Annotated in this window: 27 protein-coding genes; 17 read left to right on the plus strand and 10 right to left on the minus strand. The window is 61.0% G+C overall.

Features of this window, described 5'->3' with window-relative positions; all coding sequences use genetic code 11:
• Nucleotides 1-272: 272 nt before the first annotated feature.
• Entirely contained in the window at nt 273-2,273 is a 2,001-nt protein-coding gene (locus AAF739_09715; GenBank protein MEM6382939.1) for a methyl-accepting chemotaxis protein, read from the plus strand.
• Here the strand turns inward: AAF739_09715 and AAF739_09720 are convergent.
• Nucleotides 2,270-2,686, minus strand: a complete 417-nt coding sequence (locus AAF739_09720) for a VOC family protein (GenBank protein MEM6382940.1) — start codon at nt 2,684-2,686, stop codon at nt 2,270-2,272. The genes AAF739_09715 and AAF739_09720 overlap by 4 nt on opposite strands.
• 134 nt (nt 2,687-2,820) lie before the next feature.
• On the opposite strand from AAF739_09720, the gene AAF739_09725 reads away from it, so the two are divergent.
• The gene (locus AAF739_09725; GenBank protein ID MEM6382941.1) at nt 2,821-3,090 is read left to right on the plus strand and encodes a BolA family protein; all 270 of its coding nucleotides are present in this window, start codon (nt 2,821-2,823) and stop codon (nt 3,088-3,090) included.
• A gap of 15 nt (nt 3,091-3,105) precedes the next feature.
• Here the strand turns inward: AAF739_09725 and AAF739_09730 are convergent, their stop codons facing one another.
• A complete protein-coding gene (locus tag AAF739_09730) occupies nt 3,106-3,966 on the minus strand; it encodes a CoA ester lyase (protein MEM6382942.1) in 861 nt (286 codons plus the stop codon).
• A gap of 185 nt (nt 3,967-4,151) precedes the next feature.
• Between AAF739_09730 and AAF739_09735 the strand changes: the two genes are divergently transcribed.
• From AAF739_09735 to AAF739_09750, 4 genes are all read left to right on the plus strand, one after another.
• A complete protein-coding gene (locus tag AAF739_09735) occupies nt 4,152-5,099 on the plus strand; it encodes a PfkB family carbohydrate kinase (protein ID MEM6382943.1) in 948 nt (315 codons plus the stop codon).
• Between the two features lie 9 nt (nt 5,100-5,108).
• Nucleotides 5,109-5,879 (plus strand): DUF429 domain-containing protein, encoded by a 771-nt coding sequence (locus tag AAF739_09740; protein ID MEM6382944.1) that lies wholly within the window; start codon nt 5,109-5,111, stop codon nt 5,877-5,879.
• Nucleotides 5,880-6,028: 149 nt separating this feature from the next.
• Nucleotides 6,029-6,424 carry a VOC family protein gene (locus tag AAF739_09745; protein MEM6382945.1) on the plus strand — a complete coding sequence of 132 codons (396 nt, stop codon included), beginning with the start codon at nt 6,029-6,031 and terminating at the stop codon, nt 6,422-6,424.
• A 6-nt stretch (nt 6,425-6,430) separates the two neighbouring features.
• The gene (locus tag AAF739_09750) at nt 6,431-7,135 is read left to right on the plus strand and encodes a YafY family protein (protein MEM6382946.1); all 705 of its coding nucleotides are present in this window, start codon (nt 6,431-6,433) and stop codon (nt 7,133-7,135) included.
• A 6-nt stretch (nt 7,136-7,141) separates the two neighbouring features.
• Here the strand turns inward: AAF739_09750 and AAF739_09755 are convergent, their stop codons facing one another.
• From AAF739_09755 to AAF739_09765, 3 genes are read right to left on the minus strand one after another with little or no spacing between them, the layout of a single operon-like run.
• Nucleotides 7,142-7,288, minus strand: coding sequence for a hypothetical protein (locus AAF739_09755; protein MEM6382947.1), 147 nt, complete (start codon nt 7,286-7,288; stop codon nt 7,142-7,144).
• Nucleotides 7,285-7,548: an amino acid transporter gene (locus AAF739_09760; GenBank protein ID MEM6382948.1), complete on the minus strand. Its 264-nt coding sequence runs from the start codon at nt 7,546-7,548 to the stop codon at nt 7,285-7,287. Before AAF739_09760 ends, AAF739_09755 begins: the two co-directional genes overlap by 4 nt.
• Nucleotides 7,549-7,560: 12 nt before the next feature.
• Entirely contained in the window at nt 7,561-8,037 is a 477-nt protein-coding gene (locus AAF739_09765) for a MarR family transcriptional regulator (protein MEM6382949.1), read from the minus strand.
• Between the two features lie 99 nt (nt 8,038-8,136).
• Here AAF739_09765 and AAF739_09770 point away from each other — a divergent pair, with 99 nt between their 5' ends.
• Nucleotides 8,137-9,105: an MBL fold metallo-hydrolase gene (locus AAF739_09770; protein MEM6382950.1), complete on the plus strand. Its 969-nt coding sequence runs from the start codon at nt 8,137-8,139 to the stop codon at nt 9,103-9,105.
• Between the two features lie 130 nt (nt 9,106-9,235).
• Here the strand turns inward: AAF739_09770 and AAF739_09775 are convergent, their stop codons facing one another.
• From AAF739_09775 to AAF739_09790, 4 genes are all read right to left on the minus strand, one after another.
• Nucleotides 9,236-10,063 (minus strand): hypothetical protein, encoded by an 828-nt coding sequence (locus tag AAF739_09775; protein MEM6382951.1) that lies wholly within the window; start codon nt 10,061-10,063, stop codon nt 9,236-9,238.
• A 127-nt stretch (nt 10,064-10,190) separates the two neighbouring features.
• Nucleotides 10,191-11,225: an aspartate-semialdehyde dehydrogenase gene (locus tag AAF739_09780; GenBank protein ID MEM6382952.1), complete on the minus strand. Its 1,035-nt coding sequence runs from the start codon at nt 11,223-11,225 to the stop codon at nt 10,191-10,193.
• Nucleotides 11,226-11,611: 386 nt separating this feature from the next.
• The gene (leuB, locus tag AAF739_09785) at nt 11,612-12,736 is read right to left on the minus strand and encodes a 3-isopropylmalate dehydrogenase (protein ID MEM6382953.1); all 1,125 of its coding nucleotides are present in this window, start codon (nt 12,734-12,736) and stop codon (nt 11,612-11,614) included.
• Nucleotides 12,737-12,825: 89 nt separating this feature from the next.
• On the minus strand, nt 12,826-13,482 hold the full coding sequence (locus AAF739_09790; GenBank protein MEM6382954.1) for a GntR family transcriptional regulator: 657 nt from the start codon (nt 13,480-13,482) through the stop codon (nt 12,826-12,828).
• A 185-nt stretch (nt 13,483-13,667) separates the two neighbouring features.
• Between AAF739_09790 and AAF739_09795 the strand changes: the two genes are divergently transcribed.
• The 10 genes from AAF739_09795 to AAF739_09840 all read left to right on the plus strand — a co-directional run bounded on the left by AAF739_09795 (nt 13,668) and on the right by AAF739_09840 (nt 22,484).
• Nucleotides 13,668-14,468 (plus strand): transporter substrate-binding domain-containing protein, encoded by an 801-nt coding sequence (locus AAF739_09795; protein ID MEM6382955.1) that lies wholly within the window; start codon nt 13,668-13,670, stop codon nt 14,466-14,468.
• Nucleotides 14,469-14,537: 69 nt separating this feature from the next.
• Nucleotides 14,538-15,200, plus strand: coding sequence for an amino acid ABC transporter permease (locus AAF739_09800; GenBank protein MEM6382956.1), 663 nt, complete (start codon nt 14,538-14,540; stop codon nt 15,198-15,200).
• 10 nt (nt 15,201-15,210) lie between these two features.
• Nucleotides 15,211-15,876, plus strand: coding sequence for an amino acid ABC transporter permease (locus AAF739_09805; protein MEM6382957.1), 666 nt, complete (start codon nt 15,211-15,213; stop codon nt 15,874-15,876).
• Complete coding sequence (locus AAF739_09810) at nt 15,873-16,595, plus strand: amino acid ABC transporter ATP-binding protein (protein ID MEM6382958.1); 723 nt, start codon at nt 15,873-15,875, stop codon at nt 16,593-16,595. Before AAF739_09805 ends, AAF739_09810 begins: the two co-directional genes overlap by 4 nt.
• An 88-nt stretch (nt 16,596-16,683) precedes the next feature.
• The gene (locus tag AAF739_09815; protein MEM6382959.1) at nt 16,684-17,643 is read left to right on the plus strand and encodes a dihydrodipicolinate synthase family protein; all 960 of its coding nucleotides are present in this window, start codon (nt 16,684-16,686) and stop codon (nt 17,641-17,643) included.
• Between the two features lie 21 nt (nt 17,644-17,664).
• On the plus strand, nt 17,665-18,918 hold the full coding sequence (locus AAF739_09820) for an FAD-binding oxidoreductase (GenBank protein MEM6382960.1): 1,254 nt from the start codon (nt 17,665-17,667) through the stop codon (nt 18,916-18,918).
• Entirely contained in the window at nt 18,918-19,919 is a 1,002-nt protein-coding gene (locus AAF739_09825; protein ID MEM6382961.1) for a 4-hydroxyproline epimerase, read from the plus strand. Before AAF739_09820 ends, AAF739_09825 begins: the two co-directional genes overlap by 1 nt.
• Before the next feature lie 25 nt (nt 19,920-19,944).
• The gene (locus tag AAF739_09830) at nt 19,945-21,051 is read left to right on the plus strand and encodes a cis-3-hydroxy-L-proline dehydratase (protein MEM6382962.1); all 1,107 of its coding nucleotides are present in this window, start codon (nt 19,945-19,947) and stop codon (nt 21,049-21,051) included.
• Entirely contained in the window at nt 21,048-22,073 is a 1,026-nt protein-coding gene (locus tag AAF739_09835; protein ID MEM6382963.1) for a proline racemase family protein, read from the plus strand. Before AAF739_09830 ends, AAF739_09835 begins: the two co-directional genes overlap by 4 nt.
• Before the next feature lie 183 nt (nt 22,074-22,256).
• A complete protein-coding gene (locus AAF739_09840; protein ID MEM6382964.1) occupies nt 22,257-22,484 on the plus strand; it encodes a hypothetical protein in 228 nt (75 codons plus the stop codon).
• Nucleotides 22,485-22,595: 111 nt separating this feature from the next.
• On the opposite strand, the gene AAF739_09845 is transcribed toward AAF739_09840, so the two are convergent.
• Nucleotides 22,596-23,465 carry a sulfotransferase gene (locus AAF739_09845; protein MEM6382965.1) on the minus strand — a complete coding sequence of 290 codons (870 nt, stop codon included), beginning with the start codon at nt 23,463-23,465 and terminating at the stop codon, nt 22,596-22,598.
• Between the last annotated feature and the right edge of the window lie 101 nt (nt 23,466-23,566).

Consider the following 23,566-nt stretch of genomic DNA (forward strand, 5'->3'; position numbering starts at 1 on the left):
TCCGAGGACACAAAAGGCGTGTGGTTTGACCCGAAACCGGCGCACACGAAAAAGCTCATGTGCGGTATTCGAGCGCACTTTGTGAAACTTTCCGCTGCGGCTGGGGCGGTATCACCTATTTTTACATGAAAGTTATGTGGCAGTTGGAGAAGTTCTTCCTCTGGTAAGGTCTTATTCACAACGTCATCAGTACTTTCACGACTAATCTAACGTCCCTTGGTGGTCCTGCCGTTACCGGGAGAACGGCGCCCCTTTGTTTTGTCGAGAAGCAAATGATGCGCAATTTAAACCTAAAAACTAAGCTTTACGCCGGGTTCGGCGTTACAATCCTCATCGCCGCTGTGCTTGCGGGCTATGCGGTTTGGTCTGGCCTGAGCAACTCCGGTAGTTTCAACGAGTACCGTCAAGCGGCGCTGAGCACAGCAACATCCACGCGTGCAGCCTCCGCCGCCTTGAACATGCGGCTTGAAACCAAGCAATTTCGCGCTGGACTGGTGGAGGATCCACTGCCTGTCATCAATGCTGAGGCTGCCACCTTACGTAACATCGAAGCAGAAATGTACGAGCGCGGCCTGCAGCAGGCAGAGGCATTCGGCGAAGCTTTGCGGTTTGTCGACTTCTACATAGATGCAGTCAACCGAGCACAGCAGCATCAGTCCGATGCCGATCGCCTTGTGGAAGAACAATTCAATCCGCTCGCTACAAGCATCCGCCAGGTCATAACCGAGCTGCTCGATAGCGCCCACGTTGATCGTCGCTGGTCCGACGCTGTGCATGCGGGCCGGGCGGTCCAGGATCTGCTGCTGGCCCGGTCGTATGCTGGCCGCTATTTGCTGGGTGGCGACCCGGAAGACAAGCAGCGGGTGCTGCGTGAGCTCGACGAATTGGATACGTCCATGCAGCAGCTTGTCCGGCTGAGCACAAACTCCCGGCAGGCTGCCCTTGCTGAGCAGGTGCAAGTGGATGCTGCGCGTTACCGCGCTCTGTTCCTTCAGGTTGCCGAGCTCAACGAGCTGCGCAACGCGGTTTACAAGTCCGAACTTGATGCGATGGGCAGTGCCATCGTCGACCAAGTGTTGCTGGTTGCCGACACTGCACGCGCAGAGCAGGACCGCATCGGCCCAATCTTGCAGGACGGGTTTACCGCGCAGAAGCTCACGTCGGTGCTTGTCGGCGCAGTCGGGGTTGTTGCGGCTATGGTCATTGGCGTGCTGTTGGCCCAATCGATCTCAGGGCCGATCGTGCAGATGACGGGGGTAATGCGGGCCTTGCGCGAGAAGGACCTGACCGTCGATGTTCCTGCCACCGATCGTGCCGACGAGATCGGGACGATGGCGCGGTCCGTTGATGTGTTCAAACAGTCGATGATCGAAACTGAGCGGCTTCGTGCTGAGCAGGCCGCCGATGATGAGCGCGAGCGCCAGCGCCAAAAAGTCATCACAGACGCCATCGCTGAGTTTGAGGCGAGTGCTTCCGGGGCTATCACGTCAGTCGTCTCAGCAGCCGGCCAGATGGAGGCGTCTGCTGAAGCTTTGTCATTGATGGCTGATGAGCAGAAAATGCAGTCGCACACCGTCGCAAGCGCTTCGGAAGAAGCGAGCCAGAATATTCAGACGGTCGCTAGTGCCGCCGAAGAGCTGTCGGCGTCGATCGCGGAGATTGGTCAGCAGGTCGGCAGATCTGCGACAATGTCACGTGACGCGGTGATCGACTCCGAAAAAACCTCCGAAGAGGTTCGGTCGCTCGCCGAAACGGCTGAAAAAATTGGCGAAGTGGTCAACCTCATTCGCGACATTGCTGAGCAGACCAACCTTCTGGCACTGAATGCGACCATTGAGGCCGCACGCGCCGGGGACGCCGGTAAAGGGTTTGCTGTCGTGGCGACCGAAGTCAAAGCGCTGGCTGAGCAAACAGCCAAGGCAACCGAACAGATCGGTAGCCAAGTGTCAGCCATCCAGTCAGCGACTTCCGTGTCCGTTGAATCGATCCAGACGATCACGGGCAAGATCACTGCGATGGATGAGGTTGCTGCGGCCATCGCAGCGGCGGTTGAGGAACAGGGTTCCGCAACACAGGATATTGCGCGTTCAGTTCAACAGGTTTCTGTCGGTACGGACGAGGTCTCGCGGAATATCACTGGCGTAAGCGAGGTTGCGCTTGAAACGGGCAGTGCTTCAACGCAAGTGCACGGTTCGGCGCAGACGGTAGCTGCGCAGGCTGCGGACATGCGCCAGCATATCGAAGTTTTCCTGGGACGTATCCGCGCCGCCTAAAGCGGTGGCGGTCCGCTCCGGTGACCGAGCACAATCCGGTAGCCGTCAGGGTCTTCAATGACCAGTTCTCTCATGCCGTACCAGGCGATGGTCGGTTGGCGAGCAATGTGCGCCTGCGGGATCTGGCCGATGCGTTCGGTGAAATCGAAGTCGCGCAGATAAAGTGACCCACTCATCACGGGCGCTGGCGGCGCTGGCTGGCTCACGCCTGCGTCTTCCAGATGCGCACGGGTTTGCAGCATGAGTTGGTCATCACCCCAGGCCATGGTCGCGAAGACAGCCTCAGGGTGGCCCGGTTCGTCGATCATCTCGTTGGTTGCCGTAAGGACCATCATGAGGTCGAAACCGAGCGCGCTGCGGTAAAACTCGACTGAGCGAGGCAGGTTCGAAACCAAGAGATTGGGTACAATCATTGCTTTATTCGTACTTTTGCTGACCGTCACTTCGCCCGGAAACCCGAACCACTTTTACCCGCAAGCCGCTTGTTGGCCTAACCGCACACACTTAGGCCTTCAGCTCAGGTTCAATCCCATATCGGCGGAGTTCAATGTCGGTCAAATCCGTTCTGGAAGCCAAACTTAAGCTCGCCTTCAGGCCCGATGCGCTGGAGGTGCAAGACGAGTCGCACCAGCACGAGGGCCATTCAGGATGGAAGCCAGGCGGCGAAACCCACTTCAGGGTCTACATTGTTGCGCCAACGTTCAAGGGCAAATCACGGATCGAGATGCACCGGGCGATCAATGAGGTTCTCGCTGACGAACTGGACGGACCGGTCCACGCTCTGGCGATCCATGCATCGGCGACAGGCGAGACGTAAGCCTCTCGCGGGAACCTAACGGTCTCGCTTTGCAATAGCCTCTGCCATCTCCACGGTTTTGCGGGCCATGTCTGCATGCAGCCGTTCGACCATTTTGCCGTCAACGCGGATCGCGCCCTTGTCGGCGTTCTCGGGCTGTTTGAAGGCATCGATGATGGTGCGGGCGAACGCTACCTCATCGGGATCGGGCGCGAACTTCGTGTTCGCGACCTCGATCTGGCGTGGGTGGATCAGGGTCTTGCCGTCAAAGCCCATGTCCCGACCTTGCGCGCATTCCCCGGCAAGGCCATCGGCGTCGTCAAGGCTGTTATACACGCCATCGATAACCGAAAGCCCGTGGGCGCGGGCGGCGGCGATGCATGTGCTCAGCCAGCCCAGCATGGGCGCGCGCCCGGGGATCAGCCGCGCACCGGTATCTTTTGACAGGTCGTTGGTACCCATGACGAAAGCTGACAGCCCTGTGCCATCCGACTGGCCTTCGCCGGCGATCGCACCGGCATTGAGCATTGCGAGAGGGGTCTCCATCATGGCCCAAAGCGCCGCATCTGGAAGACGCGTGCGGGCGGCGGCGACGTCAGCGGGCTCGTTGACTTTCGGGATGAGTACGGCATCGGCCGGCACGGAGCGGGCCAACGCCATATCCTCGTCGTGAAGCGGGGTGTCGGCGCCGTTGACGCGCAAGATCATGAAGCGATGGCCAAAGCCGCCTTGTTCAAGGGCCTCGGCGACGAGCCGTCGGGCATCCTGCTTGGCGTCCGGCGCGACTGCGTCCTCAAGATCAAGGATCACGCCGTCGCAATCGAGGGTGCGAGCTTTGTCGATCGCGCGCGCATTGGAGCCGGGCATATAGAGGATGGAGCGGAGGGGCTGACTCATGGCGGCCCTTTCTTGGGTGGGCTTTCGAAGCGGAGACTTGCAAGCTGGAACACGAACCGAATGCTGCGCTGCAATAGCCCGCCGGGGGCCGATCTGCCGAGGTGGCCATTGGTTGGAAGCTGTGCAACACCGGCCCAGACGCTGTGGGGCGTGATCCCACCGCTAGAATTGGAATGCCCGCTGCTATGAACCTTGCGCCATCCCCGCCTGCCGTGCTCGCCATTTCTTCACAAGTCGCGCGTGGCTCTGTGGGCTTGCGCGCGGCGGGTTTTGCCCTTGAGCGCCTTGGTGTGCCGGTCTGGAAAGTACCGACAATCTATCTGCCTTGGCATCCTGGCCAGAACGCCCGCTACGGTCCTGCGCCGCGCGTGCCCATGTCGGACGGTGATGTCGTTGCAGCACTCGACGCCCTGGTTGGCGCGCCATTTCTTGAGGAGCTGGGTGTGATCCTGACCGGCTATTTTGCCTCTGCCGGGCAGGTGGCGGCTGTATGCCGGGCCATTGATCGGGCGCGCGAAAGCCGGGACCAACTCCTCGTTATCTGTGACCCGGTCTGCGCAGACCATCATGGTACCTACGTTCCCGCCGAGGTGGTTGACGCGATCCGCGCCGAGCTTCTGCCGCGCTGTGACCTGGCCACCCCTAACCGTTTTGAACTCGCGATCCTCGCCGGTACGCAGGATGAGGCAACCGATAACGCCGGTTTGATCGCGCTGGGAGAAAAACTGCCGCCGGACGCCATCATGGTCACATCCGCGTTCGGCCTGATGCACCAGTCAACCGGTGTGCTTCTGGTCGAGAAGGCCCGAGATCGGGCGATCCTGGCCGAACACACACGCGTCGACGGCGCTCCCCACGGGACGGGGGACCTGTTCTCTGCACTCATCGCGGCCCATTTGGCCCTCGGTGCGCCCATGGATGCCTCGATGAACGCGTCGATCGACAAAGCCATGATGCAGGCCACGGCCTCGGTCTTCGAGATCGTCGCACGCTCCGTCAAAGCCGGCAGCTCGGAGCTGACAATTGCCGCCGAGCAGAACGCCCTTGTCCGGCCGATGGCCATGGTTACGCAGCGCCAACTGGCGCGGGGCAAGCCGCGTGGTGCTCGTGCCGTTCCCACACCCCTGACCTGAGCGATACGGATGCGTCAGCTCGTCGGGGTCGATGGCTGCAAGGCTGGGTGGGTTGCGGTCTCTGGCTCACGCAGTGCCGACCTCAGTGCTGCGGTGTATTCCGACTTCGAAGAACTGATGGCCGCTATGGGCGAGGGCGCCATCGTCGCTATCGATATGCCTATCGGCTTGCCGGAACGCATTGATGGAAGCGGCCGGGTCGCGGAACAGGCAGTACGGTCCCTGCTTGGTGCGCGGCAGTCGAGCGTGTTCACCATTCCCGCTCGCGCTGCCGTTGAGTTGGGCGTGCGCATGACAGGGCGGACCGGTGACGATTATCCGCTTCATCAAAAGGCGAGCGCTTTGGCGAAAACGCTGTCTGACCCGCCGAAAGGCGTTTCGATCCAGGCCTTCTATCTGTTTCCGAAGATCCTCGAGGTCGACACCTATCTGAGGGACAACCCGGAAGCCGTTTCCCGCGTCTTTGAAAGCCACCCAGAAGTGGCATTTCGTGCGCTGAACGATGATCGGCCGATGGCTTTGCCCAAGAAAATCAAAGGGAAAGTCAATCAAGCAGGTATGGCTGAGCGGCGCGAGCTTCTTACGCGCCACGGTCTTGATGCCGCGTCGAACGCACCCTTTCTGCATGGTCCTGCGCCGCGCGGAGCGGGGCTTGATGATGTCATGGATGCGAGCGTCTGCTGGCTGATCGCGCAGCGGATCGCTGGGGGTTTGGCGCGTCCGTACCCTGACCCACCAGGCCGCGACGCCCATGGTTTGCCAATCGCTATCTGGGCTTGATCCTGCCATCCTCCTGAAAGGCTCCTGACACTAAGCTGTCAGGAGGGGTGTGTCATACAGGTGATCGCCGCACGGGCCCTGCGGCGTCAACCAAGGCTGCGATCAGCCGATCACAACCATTGCCAGCCAACCTATGAAAGGGTCACCTCATGTCTGAAGCCTCCTCGCATCCCGAGCACCGCCTTGTCTGGGCGGAAATTCCCGTCAGCGATCTGGAAGCCGCGCGCGTCTATTATGGTTCAGTCCTCGGGACCGACCTGCCCATCAACAATGACGGGCCCAACCCGATGGTCGATTTGCCGATCGCCGATATGGGGCGAGGCATCTCGGCGCATCTGTATCCGGGAAAGCCGGCGCCCGATGGCATCGGGCCGACCATTCATCTGCTTGCCGCTGGCACGCTGGAAGAAACGGCTGATCGTGTGGTCGAAGCGGGCGGTAAGGTGTTATCTCCGCCTATCGATATTCCCGTCGGCTCGTTCATCTACACGCTGGACCCGGACGGCAACTCCGTCGGCTGGTTCCGCTTCAAGGGGGCTTCGTAAGCTCAGATGCGGCGCGCAGACCGCCTTTTTCAGATTGTGCAGTTGCTTCGCGGGGGCCGTCTGGTCACCGCGAAGAAGCTTGCCGATCAGCTCGAAGTTTCCGAGCGCACGATCTACCGCGACATCGCTGACCTGCAAGGGTCAGGTGTGCCGGTCGAAGGTGAGGCGGGTGTTGGCTACCTGATGCGCGAAGGCTTCGATCTGCCACCGCTGATGTTCACGCGCGACGAGATCGCCGCGCTGGTCGCCGGCGCGCGGATGGTGCGCGCGTGGGGTGGCCTTTCCATGGCACGGTCTGCAGAGGAAGCCCTGGTCAAGATCGGTGCCGTTTTGCCTGATAATGCGAAGCCGGCGGTCGAGACAACGGCGATTTTTTCGCCGACCTATGATTTCCCGCAAGAGCAGCGCAGGACGTTGGACGTGCTGGATCGGGCGATCGACCGGTCGGAACGCCTGACGGTGGCGTACACCGACCTGAAAGATGTGGCCACTCAGCGGACGATCCGTCCTCTAGGCTTGTATTTTTGGGGTAAGGTCTGGACGCTGCTCGCTTGGTGCGAGTTGCGCGACGATTTCCGGGCTTTTCGCGTTGACCGGATCGTTGATCCGGTGGCCGAGGGGTCGCGGTTCAAGCCTGAGCGCGGCAAACAACTGATCGATTTCTATCGCCGTATGGAAGCGCAGGGCATGCCCGCTCTCGATGGCCTTTAGTCCGGCTTAGCGGCGGTGCGATCTTCTCTCGCGCTCGGCAATTTTTCGCTCGAGCCGCCGCTCATCCAGCATGGCTGCCCAATAAGCAAGCCCGGCGAGGACGAGCGCGCCAACTGGCGCAACAAGCATTCCGATGATGTCCAACGTTGTCAAAATCGCAACCTCCGTAGATGCCGCCTTGCTCCATAATGTAAGGCAAATGCAACCAAAATACAAAGAAGGCTGATTATCAGCGTCGCTGGCTGGACGCCTTGCGGCCCATAGACGCTTGAAAACAGCGGTGCGAGGCCGCCGACAGCAAACAACGCGATGCCAAGACCGTTGAGAAAGGTTGCATAGAGCTTCACGCGCTCATTATGGACGAGCTTCTCATCGTCCGTCATGGCGATCTTTGGCCGTTTGCGATCAGCCATGCGGCGTTGCGCTCACCTTATTCCGTCGAGATTGAGCTTGGGCGGATTGGCATCGTCGACCACCTCACGGGTTGTTTCGAGGAAAGCGATGGCGTCCGCCAAGCTGTTTCCTTCGAGGTTCAGGCTCGCAAATCCTTCATAGACGACCTCTTGCGCGCGCTGCAGGACAGCTTCGCCTTTCGCGGTGATCTCGAGCTCGACCCGGCGCTCGTCATCGTTTGCCCGTTGCCGGGAAATGAGATCGAAACCAGCCATTTTCTTGACAATTGGAGACAGTGTGTTGGGTTCGACGCCGGCGCGCAGAGAAAGCGTTGAAACCGACATTGGCCCTTCCTCTTTTAGCGCCATGAGGATCACGAACTTAGGGTACGTGAGGCCGGTCTCGGAGAACGCTGACTGGTAAAAGCGACCAAAGCTGCGGTTCAACGCGTACACGTTGAAGCACAAAAGCGCCTTCAGTTGGCCGTCATTGTCTGCGCCCTTTGTCATCCATCCTACGTAATAAAGTTGCCTCCAAAGCGAAAGGGTTGACTTCGATTAAATCGTATACGAATAATTCGTATACGAGATAAATGAGAGGAACCTGTCATGACTTCCATCACCCGCCGTGTTTTTGGCCTATCCGCATTGGCCGCTCCCGCACTTGCGACCCCGGCCATCTTAGCTGCGACTGCGCGCCCGACGTTCGCAATGGATGCCGCTGATTCAGCTCCAGCCCTTTTCGATGCACCGCTTGGCAATTACCGCATCACATCGTTGTTCGATGGCATGGCGCCGATCCAGAAAGGCTTCTTCTTTGGGGATGCAGCGGCCATCGACGCGGCTCTGGAAGCGGGCGGTATCACGGGTGACGCGCTTCCGGCACCGGTTAACGCCTTCCTTTTGCAATCCAACGATCAAACGATCCTGATAGACGCCGGCCTTGGCGAGTTTGAGGCCCTTGGACCGGGGTTTGGGCGTATGGCGGATGCTCTGGCGGCTACCGGCGTTGCGCCCGCTGATGTCGATCTTATCGTGCTGACCCATGCTCATCCCGACCATATAGGCGGCATGGTCAGCAATGGTGCCGCGGTTTTCGCCAACGCGGAAGTTGTCATCAATGAAACCGAGATCGGTTTCTGGGGGGATACGGGCATTCAGGCACAGGCGCCGGAGGAAGCGCAGGGTCTGTTCGAGGCAGCGCAGCTGATCTATCGCGTCTACGGCGATCAGATCCGGCCTGTCTCTGCAGGGGCTGAGGTCGCGTCCGGTCTGACACTCGAACTGTCGCCAGGTCACACGCCGGGGCACTGCCTTGTGCACATCGATGGAGGCGATCGGGAGCTGTTGATGATCGCCGACACGTTGCACAGCTCGGTGCTGCACACCGCGCTTCCGGACGTGGGCTTCGGCTTTGATATCGACCCCGAGGTTGCCGCCCAGTCCCGCCGGCGCGTTTTCGAGCGGGCGATTGCCGACAACGCCCTCGTCGCCGCGACCCACGTGCCGTTCCCCGGCTTCGGTAGGATCATTCGGGCTGGTGATGCTTACGCCTACGCACCAGCAAGCTGGCTCTAGGGCGTTGAGACCGGCGCGGTCTGCTGGCCGCACCGGTTTCGTTTCGCGCTTCGGCCTTACGTGGTCCGCAACGCATAGGTGCGGCTTTCCCATCTGCCTACCTGCGACCAGGGTCTAACCGAGGTAAGGCCTAACCCAGGGCGCGGCTGAGGATCTCGCGCATCGCTTGCGCTTCGCTCTCCTCTCCGGTGAGAGAGAAAAATGCAGCTTCGAGACGCTCGTCGATCTCGGGGCTTGTCAACCAGGTGCCGAGCCTGACGCCCGTCCATTTATCGTTGAGCCAGACCGAGTCCAGCGTGTCGCATTTGGTCTCGGTGTCGTACCGAATTGATCGCCGTGCCTCGGCGATGTGGATGGCCGCGTTCGGGTCGGGTGCGGCCTCCCACAGCTCAATGATCCGCTCTTCATCGATCCCAAGGATGATCAGCGCAATGGCTGCGTCCTGACCGTCTGTGTCGAGGGCCAACACGGGCCCGATGGGTGCCCGCGCGAACGCGGCGCGATTGATAGACGCCAGAAAGAAGGCTTCGGCGAACCTTTGGACGAAGGCGCGTTCGGCTTCCGGCCAGTCTTGCCAGCCCGCTGAGCCAATAGTCCGGAACGTGTTCTCGACACCGAGATTGGACGGTTGCGTTCCTTCCGCAACGGCCTGCGCGATCCTTGGAAGCAGCGCACGAACCTCGGTAGACCAAGCGTCAATCTGCGCCGCGCCGGGCTCCATCTCGCCGTTGCGCCTGGCGACCGCGACGGATGCTGCGGCGGATTCCTCCCAGCTGGTCAGCAATCCAAGGTCCAGCAACCTCAGGGGGGTGCGGATGAACTTTTCCTGTAGCGTCGCGGGCAAGCAGTTTTCGCAGCCGCACGCGTGCAGTGGCAGCGAAAGCCTGTGGGCGGCGAAAAGATCGTACGCCTCATCGACGAGCGGGTCCAAACTCGGCAGAGGGTGGGCGCGGGCCATGAGAGAAACCCCATGCAAGCTTTGGTCAGGTCAGCCCCAGTCCAGCCAGCAAGCCGGCTCCCGCTTTCGCGGTGGCGCAAAGCAAAGGCGTCCTAACCTTCGCTTGCGCGACCCGGAGGAGCACTAACTATGCCGCTTCGCGCTTCGGCGTAATGAGCCCGCGATTGACGAGCACCTCGGCGATCTGGACCGTGTTCAACGCCGCGCCCTTGCGCAGATTGTCCGACACGCACCAGAACGACAGGCCGTTCTCGACGGTGATGTCTTCGCGGATACGCGAGACATAGGTCGCGTCTTCGCCCGCCGCCTCGTGCGGTGTGACGTAGCCGCCATCTTCGCGCTTATCGACGATGAGGATGCCGGGTGCATTGCGCAGAATGGCGCGCGCTTCGTCCGCCGTGATGGGCTTGTCGAACTCCACGTTCACCGCTTCGGCGTGGGACACAAAGGAGGGGATGCGCACGCAGGTCGCGGTGAGCTTGATCTTGGGGTCGAGAATCTTCTTGGTCTCGGCCATCATCTTCCACTCTTCCTTCGTGAAGCCATCCTCCATGAAGGTGTCGATGTGCGGGATGGCGTTGAAGGCGATGCGCTTGGTGAACTTTTCGGGCCGGATTTCACCGGCCTGGTAAACCGCCTTGGTCTGGTTGAACAATTCATCCATCGCGTCTTTGCCAGCGCCCGACGTCGACTGGTAGGTCGCCACAACCACGCGCCGTATCGTCGCCGCATCGTGCAGCGGCTTGAGCGCCACCATCAGCTGGATCGTCGAGCAGTTGGGGTTGGCGATGATGTTCATCTCGCCAAAGCCGTCCACCGCATCGGCGTTTACTTCCGGCACGATGAGCGGCACGCGCGGGTCCATCCGCCACGTCGACGAGTTGTCGATGACGACGCAGCCTGCCGCGCCGATCTTCGGCGCCCACTCCTTCGAGATCGCGCCGCCCGCGGACATGATGGCGATGTCGATGATCGAGAAATCAACGTTGTCGAGGGCGACAACCTTCAGCTTCTTGTCCCCGAAGTAAGCCTCCTGTCCAGCGCTGCGGCGCGAGGCGACCGCGATCACTTCATCGGCCGGGAACCCGCGCTCGGCGAGAATTTCGAGGGCCTCGCGGCCGACATTGCCGGTCGCGCCGACAACTGCAACGGTGAACCCCATGGTTCTGCTCCTTCATCAAACGTGGCTCTGAGCCTTCCGCCCAACCGCGTTGTCTGCCCGGTTTGTGTTCGATGCGCGGCGCGCGCGCAAGATCGCCCTTTTACGTGTTTGCTCCGTGCCTATCTTTGTCTGCTCTGGGTTTTCAGCCCAACCGCAGCAGGCATGATCGCTTGTTGCCCCCTCCGGTTCCGGGTTGGGCACAAGGTCCGAACGCGCGGAAGGAGCGGGCTGGTTAAAGCTCGGTCGTCTTCGTCTTGGTGGTGGTTTTTGGCGCGCGCAGCATCAGGGCCGTCGTGAGCGAGGTCACGGCGACGGTGTAGGCTTGGGTCAAGATTCTTTGCATGCGCATGGCGCGCTTAGGGTCACAGAAGCTCGTTGAAGTCAAGCTAAGCGGCTTCAAGAACGCCTTGCAGCTCGGTCAAGAGTGCATCGCCCATCTCCGCGGTCGAGACGGCGTTGAAGCCGGGGCCGGCGAGGTCGGCGGTGCGGACCCCCTTGTCGAGAACGTTGGCAATGGCGGTCTCGACCTGGGTTGCCAGATCGCCAAGGCCGAGCGAGTAGCGCAGCATCATTGCAAAAGATGCCACCATCGCAATGGGGTTCGCTTTGCCCTGCCCAGCGATGTCGGGCGCGGAGCCGTGGACTGGCTCATACATCGCCTTGCGCTTGCCGGTCTCGGCGTCTTCCGCACCCAGCGACGCAGATGGCAGCATGCCGAGCGATCCGGTCAACATGGCCGCGACGTCGGAAAGCATGTCGCCGAACAGATTGTCGGTGACGATCACGTCGAACTGTTTTGGCGCGCGGACAAGCTGCATGCCGCCCGCATCGGCGAGCATGTGGGACAGGTCGACATCGCCAAATCCGTCGGCATGGGTGGCGGTGACCACCTTGTTCCAAAGGACGCCCGAGCGCATCACGTTGCGTTTTTCCATCGAGCAGACACGCCCCGTCCGCGTGCGGGCTAGTTCGAACGCAACGCGAGCGATCCGGTCGATCTCGTGAGTGGTGTAAACTTGTGTGTCGACGGCGCGCTGCTCGCCGTTCTCCAGCGTCACCACCTCCTTGGGCTCGCCGAAATAGACCCCGCCGGTGAGCTCGCGCACAATCAGGATGTCGAGGCCCTCGACCAATTCCGGTTTCAGCGAGGAGGCTGAGGCGAGGGCGGGGTAGCAGATCGCGGGCCGCAAATTGGCAAACAGGGCCAGGTCCTTGCGCAGGCGCAGAAGCCCGGCTTCGGGGCGCGCCTCGTAGGGCACGTCATCCCATTTCGGACCACCCACCGCGCCGAACAGCACCGCGTCGGCCTTCAGCGCACTGTCCATGGCGGCATCGGTGATAGCTTCCTCGTGGGCGTCATAGGCCGCGCCGCCCACCAGATCGACCTCGGTTTCGATGTCGGTCAGGCCCTGTCCGTTGGTGAAAGCGACAAGCTTGTCGACCTCGGCCATCGCTTCGGGGCCAATACCATCACCTGGCAGAACGAGAATGTCGGAGCGGGCAGCAGCCATAAGGGCCTCGCATGATTGGTTGACCTTGTCGCGCCGGTGTGTACTGGCGGGTACAGGGAAGTGCAAGGGGGAAGGCTGAGCGTCGCCTGCTACCCGTCCAGATGCATGAGAAGCGAGTCTTTCGCGCCGTTGATATGGTCGGCCGTGCGGGACGCCGCGAGCTCGGCATCGCCGCTCTCGCAGGCTTCCAGAATGCCCAAATGTTCCCGGCCAGCGCGTTCCATACCGTCGCTGAGCACAAGCTGCGCCCTGAGATACCGGTCGACCCGGTCCATCGCATTGTCGATCACATCGAGATGGAACTTTAGCCCGCTGCTCGCATACAGCATCGCATGAAAATCGCGGTTGAGATCGCCCCATGTCATTGGATCGGCGGAGCTTGAAAACGCTTCGCAAGCCGAACGGGCGTTTTCGAGATCGTCATCCGTCATCAGCGGGACCGACCGCCGGATGATCGCCGGCTCGATGATCGATCTGAGATCAAAGATCTCTGCTGCCTCTTCCGCCGATAGCCCGGAGACAACCGCGCCGCGGTAGCGCTGTGTGGTGACCAGCCCGTGTTCTTCAAGACGCGAGATCGCTTCACGAACCGGGATTCGACTAGCGTTGAACATCTTGGCAATGTCATCCTGCCGAAGCGGCTGACCCACTTCCAGCTTGCCGCCGACGATGGCTTTGCGCAGCGCGTCGAAAACGATCGTCGAGGCGGACGCCGTCTTGGAAATGTCCACGCGGCCGATGTCTATCGCCGAAAGGTCTTCTTTTGCAGACTTCACCTTCACTGACCCCAGTTGCCCGCATTTCCGGTGATCCGATGCGGATGAAGCAATCCACTGGACAAGACCCTAGCATGGTGCTTGAGTGCGATTGGATACAATATCCGAAATGAAAATAGCAATGCGCTGTCACGTTATCAACCAGGGAGAACGACATGCTACGGAAACTTGTTGCGGCTGGGGCCGTGCTGCTGGCAGTTGCTGCGCCAGCCTCTGCAGACACGCTCGATGAGGTTATCGATCGGGGGACCTTGCGCTGCGGGGTTGTGCTGGACTTTCCGCCCATCGGGTTCCGCGATTCAAACAATGAACCAGCGGGTTTCGATGTCGACTATTGCGCCGATCTCGCGGCTGCCCTTGACGTTGATCATGAGATTCTGCCGCTGACATGGGCCGAGCGCCTTCCGGTGATCGTCACGGGCCGTGCGGACGTGGTCTTTGGCGCAACCTCGGATACGCTTGAGCGTGCCCGCACGGTCGGCTTCACCATCCCTTACGCGATCTATTTCGCTCAAGGCGTTGTCGGCGTGGACAGCGGTATCGAAACCTTCGAAGACATTCGCGGCAAGCGCGTTGCAGCCGCCGTTGGCACCGTCCCCGAGCAGGAGTGGCTGGAGATCGCCGCCGAATGGGGCGAGGAGGACCTGTACCAGGGCTATCAGTCGGAGAACGAAGTGTTCCTCGCAGTCGCACAAGGGCGCGCAGACATCGGGATCACGACCAACACCGCCGTTCTGCCGATTACTCAGCAGTATGACACCGTCATCGCCGGTCCGCGCATGCCCTGGACGACCGATTACACCTCGGTTGTTGCCGACCGCAAAGATGTCAGCTGGCTCAACTACCTGAACCTTTTCGTGACCCATCAGGTTCGCTCGGGCCGCTATCAGGAGCTTTGGGGCCAGTATGTCGGCGGCGAGGCACCTGAGCTGCGCATCCCCGGCGTGCTCTACTAAGCCCGTCTAGCGTCATGATCATGCCTCTCCCGTCTGACTTGCGCGGGGGAGGCAGAGACTGTCACGGCTGTGTTTGATTACAACTTCCATTGGCGACCGGTCTTTCGGGACCTGCCCGATCTGATCGCGGCGAGCCTGGTCACGCTCCAAGTGGCGGCGCTTGCGATGCTCTTGGGCATCGTCATGGGTCTGGTGCTTGCGCTGATCCGTTTGCATGGCAAAGGCCCACTACGCTGGTTCGCCACGGTCTGGGTGGAGCTTGCCCGCAACACGCCAGCCCTCATCCAGCTGTTCTTTTTCGGGTTTGGCCTCGGCGCTTTCGGCATTCACCTGTCGCCCTTTCTGATCGTCTTGATGGGCCTGACCTTCAACTGCGCTGGCTATCTGGCGGAGAACTTCCGGGGCGGATTTCAAGCTATCCCGGATACACAGCTGCGCGCGGCACGATCGCTGGGTATGACGGTCTGGCAGGCTTACACGCGGATCATCGTCCCGCAGGTTCTGCGCATCGTCTATCACCCGATCACCAACCAGATGGTCTGGGCGGTGTTGATGTCGTCGCTCGGTATGCTGGTCGGCTTCCGGGAACTGTCTGGCGAAACCCAGTTCTTCGCCTCGAGAACGTTCCGTATCTTTGAGTACTTCGCCGTGACGGCGGTCCTTTATTACGCCATCGTCAAAATCATCCTGCTCGGTTCGCGCGTGCTCGCGACGCGGCTTTTCCGGTACTGAGGGCGTCGGCATGGAACCAACCGTCCAGTTCTTCAGCGGATTTGCAGCCAGCGACATGTGGTTCATGGCCGAAGCGGCCTGGAGGACGCTGCTGATATCGGTTGTGTCGATTTCGCTGGGAACCTTGCTGGGGGTCGTTTTTGGCTGGCTTTTGTACGAGGGCAAGTTCTGGGCGACGGCAGGTCTGGCGGCGTTTCTGGACGTCTTCCGCTCTGTGCCGCTTCTGATACAGCTTGTTCTGTTCTTCAACTTCGCGCCCATCGTCGGGCTCAATCTCGACGCGTTTGCGTCCGGTGTCGTCGTGCTGACGATCTACACCGCCGCGCTGGTCGCCAACGTCGCAAGAGGTGGTCTCGAAGCGGTCGGCGCGCCCATGCGGCGCGCGGCGCGAAGTCTCGGCATGAGCTATTGGCAGACCCTACGCCATGTCGTCTTTCCCATCGGTGGGCGCGCGGTGTTTCCGTCCTGGATCGGTGTTGCGCTCGGCGTCATGAAGGACAGCGCGCTGGTTTCGGTGCTCGGCTATGTCGAGCTTCTACGGGCCAGCCAGATCTTGATCACGCGCACGCAGGAACCCTTCCTGATCCTCGCGATCGCGGGGGCGTTCTATTTCGCTCTGTCCTACCCGGTGGCGCGGTATGCAGAGAAGCTTGAGCAACGGTGGGCGACACAATGATCGAGGTTCGGAACCTGCATAAGAGCTTCGGTGATCTTCAGGTGCTCAGGGGTATCGACCTCGATGTTGCCAACGGCGAAGTCGTCTCCGTGATAGGTGCGTCGGGCTCCGGCAAGTCAACCTTGTTGTACTGCATCAACGCACTTGAGCCGATCAATGATGGCTCGGTGAAGGTCGATGGTGTCGACGTGCATGCCAAGAGTACCGACATCAACAAGTTGCGTCAGAAGCTTGGCATGGTGTTCCAGCAGTGGAACAGTTTCCCGCATCTCACCGCGCTTGAGAATGTGGCCCTTGCACCAAAAATCGTGCGTGGCCTGTCCAAGAAGGAGGCCGAGGAGATCGCGGCGGAGCGGCTCAACCATGTCGGGCTCGGCGACAAGCTCAAGGTGTTCCCAGGCGCACTCTCCGGCGGGCAGCAGCAGCGATTGGCGATCGCTCGTGCTTTGGCGATGGAGCCTCAATACATGTTGTTTGATGAAGCAACCTCGGCGCTCGACCCTGAACTGGTGGGCGAGGTGCTCGATACCATGAGGCTGCTGGCCGAGGACGGAATGACCATGATTTGCGTGACCCATGAGATGGGCTTTGCGCGCGATGTGTCTGACCGTGTGGCCTACTTTCATGATGGCCTGATGGAGGAGATCGGCCCGCCATCGCAGATCTTTGGTGAGGCCCAATCGGAGAACACACGAAGGTTTCTGTCGAAGGTCCGCTAGAGCAGCGTTGCTGCTCACGCACGCCGATTGACGGCCAAGAGCGCCGCCCAACAAGCGGGCTGGCGCCGACGAAAAGGAGGAAAGGGTTATGCATCCATCACTGTTTTACGGCTGTGTTCCGGCCCTGATGACACCGTGTCTTGCGGACCGGACGCCCGATTACGATACGCTCGTGCGCAAGGGGAAAGAGCTCGTCGCCAAGGGCATGTCCGGGGTGGTCTATTGTGGGTCGATGGGCGACTGGCCGCTGCTGAGCGATGAGCAGCGCAAGGAGGGTGTCAGGCGTCTTGTTGAAGCCGGTGTGCCAACGCTGGTGGGCACCGGCGCGATCAACACGAATTCCGCTGTGGGCCTTGCCGCGCATGCCGCAGAGGTTGGCGCAGTCGGGCTGATGGTTATTCCGCGCGTGCTGTCGCGCGGCACATCGGCTGCGGCTCAGAAGGCGCATTTCTCCGCCGTCCTCGAAGCTGCAAACGGGCTACCATCGATCATCTACAATAGCCCCTATTATGGCTTTGCGACGCGCGCGGAGCTGTTCTTCGATTTGCGCAGGCAGTACCCTAATCTGATCGGTTTCAAGGAGTTCGGCGGTGCTGCCGACCTGCGCTATGCCGGCGAGAACATCACCTCGCAGGACGAGGACGTCCTGTTGATGGTTGGTGTCGATACCGAAGTCTATAGCGGCTATGTCCACTGCGGGGCGCAGGGCGCGGTTACCGGCATCGGCAACGCCCTGCCCGATGAGGTTCTGCACCTCATCTCGCTTTGCGAGAAGGCGGCGGCGGGCGATGCGCACGCGCGGGTGCGCGCCAAGGAGCTTGATGAGGCTCTGCACGTTCTGTCCACCTTCGACGAGGGTCCCGATCTAGTGCTCTTCTACAAGCATCTGATGGTCTTGAATGGTGGCGAAGAGTACGCGCTACACCTGAACGAGACCGACAAGCTGTCGGACAGCCAGCGCGGCTATCTGGAGGCGCAGTACCAGCTCTTCCGGCAATGGTACGCGCAGTGGAACAGTGAGCCTGCCGTCCTTGCAAAGTCCGCGTAGGCGCGACACGGGCGCGCCTCAGTGGCCAGTGAGATAGCCTTTGACCAATGTGTCGTTGGTGCAGGGATCATCGGGGTGACGATTGCCTTGAAGCTTAGCGAAGCCGGTCAGTCTGTGCTGCTTGTCGACGCCAAGGGCATGGGTGAGGAAACAAGTCGGGGCAACGCGGCCGCCTTCGCATTTGCTGACGTGGAACCTCTGGCGTCGCCTTCGACTTTGCTCAAGTCGCCGCGCTGGCTTTTGGATCCGCTCGGACCGCTATCGGTACCGCCATCCTACGCGCTCAAAATGGCACCCTGGATGATGCAGTTCGCCCGTGCCTGTCTTCCCGCAGCGCATGCCGCTAGCGTCAAGGCGCAAGCCGCGCTGATGGAGCTCGCCAAGCAGGAGACCGAGCCCATGTTCGAGGCTGCTGGCCTTTCCCACCACCTTCGGCATGAGGGTTCGCTTTATCTCTACGAAGGACGAACCGCCTTTGATGCAGCGGCGCCGGTTTGGGAGCTGAAGGCGCGCCACGGGGTGGAATTCGAGCCCGTGAGCGGTGACCGGCTTGCGGACCTGCAACCAAACCTCGGTGCGGCCTACACACACGCCATACATGTGCCCCGTTGGATGACGGTCTCCGATCCCTTCGATGTCACGGTTGCTCTGGGACAGAATGCTGTCGAGCGTGGTGCCACGTTTCAGCGCAGGCGGATCAGGTCCATCAGGCCGGACGAGCGGGGAGTAACGCTCGCATTCGCAGACGGTGAGAGCGTGGTCGCGAAGCAGGCGGTGATCGCTGCCGGAGCCTGGTCGAAGACGCTGACGGAGATGGTGGGCGACTGGGTGCCGCTGGAAGCGGAGCGCGGCTACAACACCACCCTGCCTCCCGGCTCTTTCGACTTGAAGCGTCAACTGGTGTTGCCTGCTGATGGCTATGTGATCACGCCGATCGAAGCCGGGATCAGGGTGGGGGGCGCGGCGGAGTTTGCCGGCCTTCACACGCCGCCGGATTATCGCCGGTCAGATATCCTCCTGAAGAAGTCCACGCGCGTGATGAAGGGCCTGAAGACCGAAGGCGGCAAGCAGTGGATGGGCGTGCGTCCCAGCATGCCCGACACGCTGCCTGTGATTGGCCGTGCGCCATCGCATCCACGCATTTTCTACGCATTCGGGCACGGACATCTTGGTCTCACTCAAAGCGCCGCCACGGCGCGTATCATCCGCGATCTGGTTCTAGGACGGCCGCCCCCAATCGATCCGCAGCCCTACCGAGCGCAGAGGTTCCACTGATGGCCTCGCACACCTTCTTCTGCGTTGACGGACACACCTGCGGCAACCCCGTGCGCATGGTCACGGGCGGCGCGCCGCCGCTTGAAGGCGCGACGATGCTGGAAAGGCGTGCACACTTCCTTGCCGAGTACGACTGGATACGCCGCGGGCTGATGTTCGAGCCACGCGGTCACGACATCATGTCGGGCTCGATCCTCTATCCGCCGACGCGAGACGACTGCGATGTCGCGATCCTTTTCATCGAGACGTCCGGCTGCCTGCCCATGTGTGGCCACGGCACGATTGGCACGGTGACGATGATGATCGAGCAGGGGCTGGTGACGCCCAAGACCTCCGGCGTTGTGCGGCTCGATACGCCCGCAGGCCTTGTTCTTGCAGAGTATCGCCAAGAAGGGGAGCACGTCGAGGAGGTGAAGCTCACCAACGTTCCAGCGTTTCTCCACTCGGAGGGGCTGACTGCTGAGGTTGAGGGGCTGGGTGAGGTCCGGGTGGACGTCGCGTATGGCGGGAATTTCTACGCCATCGTCGACCCTCAACCCGCCTTCCGGGACATGGCTGACTTTAGTGCGCTCGACCTGATCCGCCTCAGCCCAAAACTGCGTGCCGCTCTCAACGAGGCATACAGGTTTGAGCACCCGGAACAGCCTTCAATTAATGGCCTGAGCCACATTCTGTGGACCGGAAAACCGACGGTGGATGGTGCAACGGCGCGCAACGCGGTCTTCTATGGCGACAAGGCCATCGACCGCTCGCCATGTGGCACGGGCACATCGGCCCGGATGGCGCAATGGGCGGCACACGGAAAACTGGCTGTGGGCGAAGCCTTTGTCCATGAGAGCATCATCGGCTCGACCTTCACCGGGCGGATCGAAGGGAACGCCAAAGTCGGCCAGTTCGACGCGATCATCCCCTCGATTTCGGGCTGGGCCCGCATGACCGGCTACAACACGCTGTTCATCAATGATCGCGATCCCTACGCCCACGGGTTCGACGTCACATGATGAAACCACCCATGAAAGACACGCCATGAAGATTACTGCCATCCGGGCTTACCAGGTCGATCTGCCGCTCAAAGAGGGTCGCTACAGCTGGTCCAACGGCAACTATGTGGAGGTTTTCGACGCCACGGTTGTCGAGGTGGAAACCGATGCCGGCATCACCGGTTATGGCGAATGCTGCCCGCTTGGGTCGGCCTATCTGCCAGCTTATGCGCTAGGCGTGCGCTCGGGCCTCGCGGAGATCGCGCCTCAGGTGATCGGCTTCGACCCCCGCAATCATGCGGTGCTCAACCGGCACATGGACGCGGTTCTGCGCGGGCATCCTTACGTGAAGGCGGCAATCGATGTCGCCTGTTGGGACATTCTGGGCAAGGCCACCGGCCTTCCAGCCTATCAGCTTCTTGGGGGCAAGGCGCAGGACGACGTCACGCTCTACCGGGCGATCTCGCAAATCGAACCGTCCGCCATGGCGACCAACGTCGCGGGTTATCGCGACGAGGGCTACACCAAGTTCCAGCTGAAGGTCGGCGCGGATGCGGACAGCGATATCGAGCGTATCCATCTGTGCGCAAAGGAAATGCGTCCCGGCGACGTCCTTGTGGCCGATGCCAACACCGGCTGGACGATGCATGAAGCCGCTCGGGTCGTGAACGCGGTACGTGACGTGGACGTCTATATCGAGCAGCCCTGTCCAACCTACGAGGAATGCCTCGTCACACGGCGGCGCACGTCTTTGCCGTTTGTCCTCGATGAGGTCATCACCGGCGTGGACAGCCTGACCCGTGCTCTTGCCGATGGGGCGATGGACGTCATCAACCTCAAGATATCCAAGGTGGGTGGGCTGACCAAAGCGCGGCTGATCCGCGACATCTGTATCAATGCGGGCATACCCATGACGATTGAAGACACATGGGGCGGCGACATCGTTACCGCGACGATCGCGCATCTGGCACAGTCGACACCCGAAGAGTTCACCTTCTCCGCCACCGATTTCAATTCCTACGGGACTGTCGATATCGCCGACGGTGCCCCAAAGCGCGTCAATGGCAAGATGAAGGCATCCGATGCGCCGGGCCTTGGCATCGCACCGATCAAAGATGCGCTCGGCGATCCTGTCTTGGATGTGCACGCGTGAGGAGCAAGGCCTCAATCCACCTCGTTGGTTGTCACGCTGAAGGTGAGGTTGGCGATGTCATCGTCGGCGGTGTTGCGCCGCCGCCGGGTGATACGCTGTGGGAGCAGTCGCGCTGGATCGCGCAGGACGATCACTTGCGCAATTTTGTTCTCAACGAGCCCAGAGGCGGCGTCTTCCGCCATGTCAATCTACTGGTCCCGCCCAAGAACCCCAAGGCGGCCATGGGTTTCATCATCATGGAACCGGTGCACACCCCGCCCATGTCCGGGTCCAACTCGCTGTGCGTTGCGACAGTCCTGCTTGATACTGGCATCATCGCGATGGACGAGCCGGAGACGCGGTTCACGCTTGAAGCGCCAGGCGGTTTGGTGGAGGTGGTGGCCAGCTGCGCCGATGGCAAAGCCCAGTCGGTCCGCGTCACCAACCACCCCAGCTTCGCGCAGCACCTTGATCATCGGCTTGAGGTCGAAGGGCTTGGCACGCTGATGGTCGACACCGCCTATGGCGGCGACAGTTTCGTGCTGGTCGATGCCTCCAAGCTGGGGTTTTCCGTGCGGCCCGATGAAGCGCGCGACCTGTCCGAAACGGGGATGGCGATCACGAAGGCGGCCAACGAGCAGATCGGCTTCTCACACCCCAACAATCCCGACTGGTCGCACATCTCGTTCTGCCAGTTCACGATGCCCGTCACCGTCAAAGACGGCGTCAAGACCGGCCGCAATGCGGTGGCCATCGAGCCGGGGAAAATCGATCGCTCGCCGACGGGTACCGGTTGTTCGGCGCGTATGGCTGTTCTGCATGCTCGTGGGCAGCTTGAGGTCGCAGAGCGCTTTGTGGGGCGGTCGATTATCGGCAGCCAGTTCGACTGCCGGATCGAGGGCGAGACCACGCTCGAAGGGACGCCGTGCATCATCCCGTCCATCAGCGGGCGCGCCTGGATCACCGAAACCAAGCAGCTGATGCTGGACCCGTCGGACCCTTGGCCGGAAGGCTACCGGGTCGGCGACACCTGGCCAGGCTAGCGCCCGGCGCGCAGCTGAAGCAAGCGAGACCCTGTCAGCCTGGCATTTTCGTGATTGCCATCACATCGGATGCACCCGGTTTTCGCTAGGCATTGGGACGGCAACATCGCCGCTAACGCACTTGTCCATCCAGTCGAACCAAGCGTTCACCAGACTGGGCACATGGCAAAGGGAACCAGGACAATGAGTGACGATATGAAATTCGGCTTCGACCTCAAATCGAAAGACAAGCAGGACCTGACGGGCCGCAGCCAGGTCGATGGCTTTGACTTCACTGACTACATCATGCCGAGAACCTCTGATTTCTCCCGCCACGACAAGACCTCCAGCTACGACAGCGGTGGGCCGATGGCGTACGACGGTGGAATGTATGATTTCGGCGACATAGGAGACGATGGCTTGCTGTTCTGATGGTCAGCCCAACATCAACAGGCGGTGTCGGAGCCTGCCGCAACTCTCCCCCCCCTGCTCAGTAGCCCTGGCAAGGACGCTGAACCACCTGACACCGCCTTCTTCTGCGCGCTACTCCTGCCGCCAGCTTTCTGGAAGGTCGCTGCCGAACCGGTTTCTGCAATAGGCATATTGTTCGTCCAGCAGTGATCTCATTGACGAGGCGACCTCATCGGGCAGATCGGCCTTGCCATCCGTCGCATTCTCGCGTGTCCCTGCTTCAATCGCGGGCGGCGTCAGGTTCAGGTCCGCGCACAGCCGGGCGAACCCGCTTTCAAACAGGTCTTCATAAAACAGGGTGATCACGTGATCCCTGTCGAACGCCCCCTCCACCGCCTCCAATGTCCCCTTGTAATCGCAGCGCGCCAGCGTCGTCGGATCACGAATGACCTCGTGCCAATTCTCAACAGGATCCCGGTCCGGTTTGAATTGCCGCAGCAGATGCAGGTGCGACCACAGGCGCTCCACCGGGTCTCGAAGGACGAAGAGAACCTTGGTTGTGATCGCTTGGCTGTCGCAGAGCCGCCGCATGAACCGGAAGCCGTCTCCCTCGATCGCCGCGTAGGCGGGGGTCAGGTCGGCGAACACCGATGTCTCCGGCTCCACAAGGCGTGCGAAATGGCCAAAGTAGGCGTTGTCGTCGTAGACCATCTGCGCGCGATCGATGCTGGCCTGGAACGCCGGGCGGTCGCGAAGGTTGTCGGCCCGGTCACCTTTCTGTGCCAGATGAAAGGCGAGGCGTCTCATCGCCAGCAGGTCGGCGTCGAAGAGGGCGTTCCGAGTGTATCTCGCGTTGAAGAACTGCACCTCCTTCAAAGGTGAAACCACAACGCCTGAGGTCTTCGACAGATGCTTGTACAGCCACGACGTCCCCGTTTTCATCGCGCCGATGCAGACGAGGAACGTTTTGCCGTCCAGCTCCGGGTATCGCCTCAGCTCCATTCCTCGTCCCCTGGCTTTGCTCGATCATAGAGCAGCGCGGATTGCGATGTGAAGGATCGAAGTTGGGGCTGGCGGGTGCGCCGTGTGAGCCGTCTACCATG

This window comes from Pseudomonadota bacterium (assembly GCA_039024915.1).
Lineage (GTDB): Bacteria > Pseudomonadota > Alphaproteobacteria > Rhizobiales > MH13 > MH13.